Here is a 9,156-nt window from a genome sequence, read left to right on the forward strand (position 1 = left end):
CGGCGGCGGCCCGGGCGGGCACCGATCAGGCCGCGCTTCGCCACGTCACCATCAAGAGCCCGGCCGCCCTGGGCATCCGGCAGACCCTCGACACGCCCCTCGAGGTCTTCCGCGGGTCCGCGCGGGAGGCGGCGCTGGAGTTCCCCCGCACCTCCAACGCCTCCGTGGCGCTCGCGCTCGCGACGCTCGGCCTGGACCGCGTGGAGGCGATCGTGGTGGCCGACCCCGGGGTGCAGCGCACCCGACACGTGGTGGAGTGGGAGTCCCCGGTGGGCCGCTACGACATGCGTTTCGAGAACGCGGTGGACCCGGACTCCGGTGGCCGCACCTCGGCGATCACGGCATGGTCGGTGGCCGGGGTCCTCACCTCGATCAGGGCCGGGGCCGGGCCCGGGGTGGTGGTCGTGGCTGCGGCCCGACCGGTGGAGGGTGCGCGGGTGACGCCATAGCGTGGAAGGACCAGCCGCCACGAAAGGTGTCCCATGACCCACGCACGGCCCTCCGACCCCGATCCGAGTCAGAGCCCCGATCTCGACAGCGGCGGTTCACCCGACGGACCGCAGACCCCGGACTCCGATTCCACGTCGATGCAGTCGGACAGCGCCACGGAGAAGCAGAGCCCGACGCAACGGCAGAGCCCCACCCCGTCCCCGTCCAAGAAGGGGGCATACATCCCGATCGTCGTCATCGTCGTCCTCGTCCTCCTCCTGGTCATCGGGCTCGTGGGCTACGCAGTGACGGTCTGACCCGTGTCCGCCGCGTTCGACACCGTGATCATCGGAGGGGGCAACGCCGGGGTCTCCCTGGCGGCCCGCCTGCGCCGGGACGGTCGGCAGAACATCGCTCTGGTCGACCCGAGTCCCGTGCACCGGTACCGGCCGATGCTCAACTACGCCGCCACCGGCCTGGCACCGATGAGGCGGTACGAACGCGCGATGACGGACGTCGTCCCCGCCGGCGTCCACCTGCTCCCCCACCTGGCCGGACGGGTCGACACGGACGCCCGCACCGTCACCCTCGGTCCGCGCGAGGAGGGTCCCACGATCACCTACGGGGACCTGGTCGTGTGCCCCGGTCTGACCGCGCGGTGGGACGCGATCCCCGGGCTGGACAAGGCCTACGTCGCCGGATGGGCGGCCTCGGCCCACGTGCCCGAGTACGCGGGTCGCGCGTGCGCCGCGCTGGTCCGCCTGCGCGAGGGGACCGTGGTGTTCTCGGTGCCACCCGAACCCGCCTCCTGCGGCGGGACCGTGCTCAAGGCCATGTTCCTGGCGTGCGACCGCTGGCGGCGCGAGAAGGTGCTCGATCGTATCGACGTGCACCTGGTGACCCCGTTCCGCGGACTCCTCGGACTCGAACCGTGCGACTCGCGGGTGCAGCCGTACCTCCGGGAGTACGGCATCACCGTCCACGAGGGATCCGAGGTCGCCGCCGTGGATCACCAGGCCCGCACCGTCACACTCGACGGCCCGGTCCCCACCACGATCGAGGACGTCGACCTGGCCTACGTCACCCCTCTGAGCCGCGCGCCGAAGTTCATCGCCGACGCCGGGTTGTCCGACGGCGGTGTCGCCGGGCTGGTCGAGGTGGACCCCCGGACCCTGCGCCACGCGCGCCTCGACTCGGTCTGGGGCCTGGGCGACGCCGCGACCGTCGACACCCGTCCGTCCGGAGGGGCGCTGAGACCGCAGGTGGCGGTGGTCGCCGACAACCTGCGCGCGGCCCGGGACGGCGGACCCGGCACGCGGTACGACGGCTACACGATCATCCCGATCGCCGTGAGCCGCGACCGGCTGATGCTGGTCGAGCACGACCGGGACGGTCGGCCCGCACCGTCGGTGCGCGGGATCGACCTGACCGTGCCCAGACGCTCGACCTACGCGTTCGACCGGTATCTGCAGCCGGTGGTCTACTTCCGGAAGCTGCTCCGCGGGCGGGTCTGAGAGCAGGTCAGTCCCGCGACACGGTCCCGGCCCCGGACCCGGACCCGGACCCGGCCCCGGACCCCGCCCCGGCACACAGTGCGGCCTCGATCATGTCGTAGAGGTGCGCCACGACGTCCTCGAACCGCGCGTTGACCACGGTGTTCCGGGCGTCCCGGCGGTCCTCGTAGACCGCCAGCGCCCCGGTGAACATCTGGGTGGCCAGGTCGATGCGTTCGAACGCCACCCGCCGCGGCAGGTGGGAGAGCACGTCGATCAGCCGCACCACCACGTCGTCGGTCGCCGTCCGCAGATCCGCCTCGGGGATGCCCGGCGCCATGACCGGCCCGACCCGCTGCAGGAACCGTGCGTAGTGCGTGGCCTCGGGGTGGGCGCGCAGGAGCTCGACGATCGGTTCGAACAGCACCCCGACGAGGGTGTGCAGGTCGTAGCCCAGACCCTGCTCGTCGGCCGCGGCCAGCCGCGCCTTCCGGGCGGAGTCCAGGGAGATGATCCGGCGTCGCAACACCTGCAGGATCAACCCGTCGCGGCTGCCGAAGTGGTACTGGACGGCCGAGTTGTTGCGTTGACCGGCCGCCGTCGCGACGTCGCGCATCGAGACGTCGTCCAGCCCCCGCTCGCTGATCATCTTCTCGGCGACCTCGATCATCGCCGTCTTGGCGTCCTTGGCGTCGCGGGAATCGCCGGCCTCCTCGGGCATCTCGGCCACGTCGGCTGCGCTCCCCTCGGCTGAGGTCTCATCAGATCTTCGCTGCACCGGGACTCCACTTCCGACCTGCCGCCTCGCCCAGCTGATTGAAACTGAGCACCGTCAGGAATAGTACGACCGCCGGGACGCCGACGAGATACGGGTATCGCTGGAAATCGGCCTGACCGGCACTGATCATGTTGCCCCATGTCGGTTCCGGCCGGGGAATGCTCAGCCCCAGGTAGCTCAGCGACGCCTCGGCCACGATCAACACGGCGACGAGCATGAAGCTGTACGAGAAGACCGGTTGGACGATGTTCGGGGTGACCTCCCGCAGCATGATCCGCAGTTCACCCGCCCCGAGCGACCTCGCCGCGGTGACGAACTCCCGGCCGGCGAAGCTCATCGCGTTGGCCCGGACGAGCCGGGCGTAGGCCGGGACAACCATGATCCCGAGGGCGAGGGTGATGTTGGGCAGTGTCGGGTCGAGCACGGTGACGATCGCGATGAGCAGGATGAGCGACGGGAACGCCAGCAGGGTGTCGGTGATGATGGAGACGATGCGATCGGTCCACCCACCCCGGTAGCCGGCCACCAGCCCGAGCGCGCCACCGACGAGGGCCCCGACCAGGACTCCGCCGATACCCACGACGAGGGAGACCCGGGCGCCGTAGAGCAGGCCTCCCAGGATGTCCAGGCCCTGTCCGTCCGTCCCGAGGGGATGGTCGGACAGCAGGTCGGGGGCGAGGGTCGACGGCGTCATCAGCGCGAGGGACGGGTCGCGCGCCTCGGCCAGCGGCAGGAAGTCCACGAACAGTGCGCCCAGGACGATGAGGACGGTCCAGGCCAGGGCGAGCGCGGTGCCGAGTCCGGACAACCGGGGCATCCTCGGACGGCGGCGTGCCGGGGTGGCGGCGGCCACGGTGGGATCGGCGACGACGCCGGGGCCCGCGACGGGCCCGGAGGCAGCGCGGGTGGAGGCAGCCCGGGTGGGATCGGGGCGGCTGGAATCGGGGCGGGTCGGGTCGGTGTCAGCCACGGCGGATCCTCGGGTCGATGAGTGCGTACGTGACGTCGACGGTCATGTTGACCAGGACGTAGAACACGGCGATCACGATCACCCCGCCGAGTACGACCGGCAGATTGTCGTTCTGGACGGCGTCGACGATCATGCTGCCCATGCCGGGGAGGTTGAACAGCCGCTCGACCACCACCGTCCCGCCGATGAGTCGGCCCAGACTGATCCCGGCCAGGGTGATGATGGAGACCGTGGACGGCCGCAGCGCCTCCGCGACCAGGACGTGCCGGGTGGGCATGCCCTTGGCGCGGGCCGAGAGGACGAAGTCCTGCTGGAGGGTGGAGATCATGTCGGTCCGCAGGACGCGGGTGAAGATCGCGACCTCCATCAGGGCGAGGGTGATGGCCGGCAGGGCGATGCTCCGCAGGTTCTCCCCCAGTCCGTCGGCCAGCGGCACGTAGCCCTGCCGCGGGAACTCGGGGAGGAACAGGGCCAGCAGGGCCAGTACCGCGCCCACCGCGACGCCGCCGATCAGGGCCCGGCCCCACATCACCCCGGGTGACCCGGGACCGCCGCGCCTGCCGAGCGGGGACAGCGCCACCGCGAGGCCGATCACCACCGCCGCGCCGAGGATCAACTGCTGCGCCAACGAGTGGTTGAAGACCAACAGGTAGATCAGCAGCAGGCCGGCCACGAAGCTGGGGACCGAGATGAACGCGAACGCCACGATCGAGGCCACCTGGTCGAACACCCCACCGCGCCGGTAGGCCGACCACACGGCGACGGGCACCGCGATCGCCAGCGAGAGGATGATCGACAGGAACGCGAGCTGCATGGTGACCGGCAGCGCGTTGCCGATCAGCTCCACCACGGACTGGTTGGGCGGGACCAGTGAGTTCCCGAGGTCGCCGGAGGCCACCCCTCCGACCCAGTCGGTGAACCGGGTCCACACGGGATCGTCCAGTCCCAGTTCCTCCCTCGCCAGCTGGTATTGCTCCGCGGTGGCTCCCGGGCCGACGGCCGAGGCCGCGGAGTCGCCCGGGACCGCCTCCATGAGGAAGAACGCGCCGGTCGCGGCGAGTACGACGACGACGACCGCGTGCAGAGCGCGTTCGCCAATGAACCTGAGCACGTAGTGACCCTTCGATTGAGACACCGCCTGAGGCGGTTTCTTACTCGTCTTGACGTAGCCACCATATGCCGTGATACTCGTCACAGCAAGACGGATTAAGTAGATGACTTAGACCGGACCATCACCCCGAGGAGGCCGTCATCGCCGCCGCACCACCCCGCAGACCCGTGTCGTCGAACGACCGGGACGACCTGCTGCTCGAGGTCCGGGATCTCCGCACCCACATCGACACCCCCTCCGGGCGCATCACGCCCGTCGACGGGGTCGACATCTCCCTGCGCCGCGGCGAGACCATCGGCATCGTCGGCGAGTCCGGCTCCGGCAAGTCGATGCTCGTCCGCTCGATCATGGGCATCGCCCCCACCACCGCCCGGGTGGATCCCGCCTCGACGGTCCGTTTCGACGGCCGCGACGTCCTGGCCCTGTCCCAGCGCGAGGCACAGAAGTTCTGGGGACGCGAGATCGCGATGGTCTTCCAGGACCCGCTCACCTCGCTCAACCCCATCCGGACCATCGGTCGGCAGATCATCGACCCGCTGCGGCACCATCTGGGACTGGGTCGCCGGGAGGCGGCCGACCGCGCGGTCGAGCTCCTCGAGCGGGTCCGGATCCCCTCTCCCCGCGCCCGCCTCACCGAGTACCCCCACCAGCTCTCCGGCGGCATGCGCCAACGCGTCGGGATCGCCATCGCCCTGTCCTGCTCGCCCAAGCTGCTCATCGCCGACGAGCCCACCACCGCGCTCGACGTGACGGTGCAGCACGAGATCCTCGACCTCCTCCACGGGCTGCAGGCCGACGGGGACATGGCGATGATCCTGGTCAGCCACGACCTCGCCGTGGTCTCGCAGCACACCGACCGGATCGGGGTCATGTACGCCGGTCGGTTCCTCGAGGTGGGCGACACCCGGGCGCTGCTCGACGAACCCGCGCACCCCTACACCGGCGCACTGCTGGACTCGATCCCGCGGCCGGACCTGCCTCCGCACACCCGGCTCACCGTGATCGAGGGGCGCCCGCCGAACCTGCGGGAGATGCCGCCGGGATGCCGGTTCGCCCCGAGATGCCCCCGCGTGGCGGACGACTGCCTCGTCGTCGACCCCCCTCTCGAGGACCTCGCCACGGCCTCCACCTCCCACCCCACGGCGACCACCGTCCACCGCGTCGGATGTCTCCACCCCACCGTCCCCGTCCACCACCGCACCAGCAGCGAGGCCTCATGACCGGCTCCAGTCAGCACGTCGCCGACGCGCCCACCCCGCCGGACGCGGGACGGCCCGGGGACGCCAAGCTCGTCGTCGATCACGTGACCGTCGAGTACCACACCCGCAAGGGGACGGTCCACGCCGTCTCGGACGTCTCCCTCGAGGTCCCCCAGGGCAGGACGCTGGCTCTGGTCGGCGAGTCCGGCTGCGGCAAGTCCAGCCTCGGCCGGGCGCTGCTCCAGCTCCCCCGTCCCACCTCCGGGCGGGTGATGGTCGACGAGACCGACCTGTGCTCGCTCTCCGGGGCCTCCCTCACCCGGGCCCGGAAGCTGATCCAGATGGTGTTCCAGGACCCCGTCTCGTCGCTCAATCCCCGCCGCAGGGTCCGGGACATCGTGGCGGAGGGCCTGGAGATCCAGGGCGTCGACGGCGGCCGGGAGGAGATCCGGCGCCGGGTCGACGCGGCCCTCGAGGCGGTGGGCCTGGACCCCGACCACGCCGGTGGCCGGCGCCCGTCCGAATTCTCGGGCGGCCAGTGCCAACGCATCGCGCTGGCCCGGGCACTGGTGCTCGAGCCCGAGGTGCTGGTGTGCGACGAGCCGGTCTCCGCGCTCGACGTCTCCGTGCAGGCGCAGATCCTCAATCTGCTCGAGGAGATGAAGGAGCGCTACCGGCTGACGATGGTCTTCATCTCCCACGACCTGTCGGTGGTGCACAACATCGCCGACCAGGTGGCCGTGATGTACCTCGGCACGGTGTGCGAGGTCGCCGACACCTCCTCCCTCTACCGCGCGCCCGCCCACCCGTACACGATGCTGCTCATCTCGTCGGCCCCCACACTCGGCGGCACCCTCGCGGACACGCTCGGCGAGTCGCCGATCACCGCCACGAGTTCGGAGCTGCCCTCCCCGCTCGACCCCCCGTCCGGTTGCCGCTTCCGTACCCGGTGCCCCCGGGCCACCGAGATCTGCGCAGCCGAACGCCCACAGCTGACCGTCATCGCACCCGGCCACCAGGTCGCGTGCCACCACCCTCTCGAGGAGAACCGATGAAGCGCACCACCAGCGCACTGGCCGTACTAGCGGCGGCCACCCTGACCCTGACCGCATGTGGCGGGGGCGGGGACGACTCGACCGCCGCGGCCGGCGGCGAGGGCCTCGCGCCGGACCAGTCCGAGCGCTGCACCGAGGACCGCGCCGGCGGCACGATCACCGTGGGCGAGTTCTCCATGCTCCCCAGCTTCGCGCCCGGCCAGGGCCAGTACGGCGTCCGCGGCGGCGCCCAGTCGGCGGCCGTCTACGACCGGCTCATGGTGTGGAACCCGGAGGCCGAGGAGTTCGAGCCCAAGCTGGCCGAGTCGCTGGAGTCCAACGACGACAACACCGTGTGGACCCTCACCCTCCGCGACGGAGTGACCTTCTCCAACGGCGACCCGCTCACCGCGGAGGACGTCGCGTTCACGGTGGGCCTGCACAAGGACCCCGCCACCCGGTCGGTCGCGATGACCGAGGCCATGGAGATCACCGAGGCGCGGGTGGTGGACCCGCTCACCGTCGAGTTCACGCTCGCCGACCCGTGGGCCGGGTTCCCCATCACGCTCGCCGGGACCGTCGGGGAGGTCATCCCCCGGGACGCCTACGAGGCCGCCGACCCGCAGGAGTGGGCCAGCAACCCGATCGGCGCCGGAGCGTTCACCGTCGCCGACTTCACGCCGGACCAGGAGACCGTGCTCGAGCCCAACCCCGACTACTACGGCGGTCCCGTCTGCCCGACCCTGAAGTTCATCCGCATCCCCGGATCCCAGGGCACCTATGACGCGTTCCAGACGGGTGAGGTCCAGGTCGGCTTCCTGCGCGGCGCCAAGTTCGTGAACATGGCCCAGGACGACGAGGTCCGCGGCTTCGAGGAGATCATCAGCTCCGGCTCGGTGATCAACATGAACTCCGGCAAGGCCGGATACGACGGCGTCCTGACCGACGTCCGCGCCCGCCAGGCCGTCGCCGCCGCGCTGGACCGCGACCTGTGGAACCAGCGCCTCTACAACGGTGAGGGCCAGGCCACCTCGGCACTCGTCGCCGACTCCTCCCGGCTCTACGACGGCCAGGAAGGGCCTGCGTACGACGTGGAGGCGGCCCGGGCCCTGGTGGAGGAGGTCAAGGCCGACACCCCGGACTGGGACGGCACCCTGCGCATGCTCATCGGCGACGGTCCCGAGAACATCGAGGCCGGAGTCGTGGCCAAGGCCCTGCTGGACGCGGCCGGGTTCACGGTCGTGATCGACAACGCGCCGGTCTCCCAGGTCACGGCACGCCAGTTCACCGGGGACTTCGAGATCGTGATCGGCGGACTGGCCACCTCGGACGCCGATCCTGCGGCCGCCTTCGCCAGCGGCATGCTCCCGACCGGGGCGACCAACATCACCGGGATCGACGACCCGGAGCTCACCGCCGCCATCAACGACCTCAAGGCCGCCGCCGACCTCGACGCCCAGAAGGAGGCGCTCACCCGCCTGCAGGAGGTCTTCAACGAGGTGCAGCCGTTCACCGTGATGGCCAACGCCGAGCAGTACGTCACGGTCTCCGACACAGTCGGTGGACTCACCCCGACCCTGTCCTCGACGGTCCTCTACGACGGGGCGTTCGTGACCGAGTGACTCTGCTCAGGAGTGACGGTGCTCCATGAGTGACGCTGCTCCAAGAGTGACGCTGCTCAGGAGTGATCCCCACCGGTCCTGACCGACCGGCTGCACTCCGACCCCCACGCACACGGGCCCCGGGCTCCCGCCACACGGCGAGGCCGCCCGGGGCCCTGTGGCGTCCCGGTCGAGTCGAGGAACAGTGGCGCGGCTCCTGCCCAGCTCGTGCCCGGCTCGTGCCTGGCTCCCTCCCAGCTCGTGCCCGGCTCGTGCCCGGCCACAGCCGCACGCGAACCTGGCGTCCCGCGTGTACCGATGCGCAGGCGAGACGCCATGTTCAGAAGCGGCTGCAGTCAGCGTGTACGGGCGCGCGAGCGAGACGCCAGGCGCGGGAGCGGATGAGCGAGGCGCAGAGAGCACGGGCCACGGCCCAGCCGCCGCAGCGGACCGGGCGGCGCAGGAGACAGGCGGGTCAGGAGCCTCGCAGGTCAAGAGCAGGGCGGCGCAGGAGACAGGCAGGTCAAGAGCCAGGCAGGTC

Annotated in this window: 9 protein-coding genes; 6 read left to right on the forward strand and 3 right to left on the reverse strand. The window is 71.0% G+C overall.

The features are described from left to right. From G6017_RS06330 to G6017_RS06340, 3 genes are all read left to right on the forward strand, one after another. Positions 1–449: aspartate dehydrogenase domain-containing protein (locus G6017_RS06330; RefSeq protein ID WP_182616502.1), on the forward strand; the 449-nt coding region annotated here is incomplete at its 5' end. Positions 450–482: 33 nt separating this feature from the next. After that, the gene (locus tag G6017_RS06335; protein WP_182616504.1) at positions 483–746 is read left to right on the forward strand and encodes a hypothetical protein; all 264 of its coding nucleotides are present in this window, start codon (positions 483–485) and stop codon (positions 744–746) included. Positions 747–749: 3 nt separating this feature from the next. Then, positions 750–1,943, forward strand: a complete 1,194-nt coding sequence (locus tag G6017_RS06340) for an FAD-dependent oxidoreductase (RefSeq protein ID WP_182616506.1) — start codon at positions 750–752, stop codon at positions 1,941–1,943. Positions 1,944–1,950: 7 nt separating this feature from the next. Here the strand turns inward: G6017_RS06340 and G6017_RS06345 are convergent, their stop codons facing one another. The 3 genes from G6017_RS06345 to G6017_RS17305 are packed head-to-tail and all read right to left on the reverse strand — an operon-like array spanning position 1,951 to position 4,781. Continuing rightward, positions 1,951–2,643: a TetR/AcrR family transcriptional regulator gene (locus G6017_RS06345; RefSeq protein ID WP_182616509.1), complete on the reverse strand. Its 693-nt coding sequence runs from the start codon at positions 2,641–2,643 to the stop codon at positions 1,951–1,953. A 40-nt stretch (positions 2,644–2,683) separates the two neighbouring features. Further along, positions 2,684–3,670 carry an ABC transporter permease gene (locus G6017_RS06350; protein ID WP_304814998.1) on the reverse strand — a complete coding sequence of 329 codons (987 nt, stop codon included), beginning with the start codon at positions 3,668–3,670 and terminating at the stop codon, positions 2,684–2,686. Next, complete coding sequence (locus tag G6017_RS17305; RefSeq protein ID WP_179523249.1) at positions 3,663–4,781, reverse strand: ABC transporter permease; 1,119 nt, start codon at positions 4,779–4,781, stop codon at positions 3,663–3,665. The genes G6017_RS06350 and G6017_RS17305 overlap by 8 nt, the downstream gene beginning before the upstream one ends. 167 nt (positions 4,782–4,948) lie before the next feature. On the opposite strand from G6017_RS17305, the gene G6017_RS06360 reads away from it, so the two are divergent. From G6017_RS06360 to G6017_RS06370, 3 genes are read left to right on the forward strand one after another with little or no spacing between them, the layout of a single operon-like run. Next, the gene (locus G6017_RS06360; RefSeq protein ID WP_347237956.1) at positions 4,949–6,001 is read left to right on the forward strand and encodes an ABC transporter ATP-binding protein; all 1,053 of its coding nucleotides are present in this window, start codon (positions 4,949–4,951) and stop codon (positions 5,999–6,001) included. After that, positions 5,998–7,035, forward strand: a complete 1,038-nt coding sequence (locus tag G6017_RS06365) for an ABC transporter ATP-binding protein (protein WP_179523250.1) — start codon at positions 5,998–6,000, stop codon at positions 7,033–7,035. The genes G6017_RS06360 and G6017_RS06365 overlap by 4 nt, the downstream gene beginning before the upstream one ends. Beyond that, positions 7,032–8,636, forward strand: a complete 1,605-nt coding sequence (locus G6017_RS06370; RefSeq protein ID WP_182616507.1) for an ABC transporter substrate-binding protein — start codon at positions 7,032–7,034, stop codon at positions 8,634–8,636. The genes G6017_RS06365 and G6017_RS06370 overlap by 4 nt, the downstream gene beginning before the upstream one ends. The last annotated feature ends 520 nt before the right edge of the window (positions 8,637–9,156 follow it).

Source organism: Dietzia sp. B44 (assembly GCF_014145245.1).
Taxonomy (GTDB): domain Bacteria; phylum Actinomycetota; class Actinomycetes; order Mycobacteriales; family Mycobacteriaceae; genus Dietzia; species Dietzia natronolimnaea.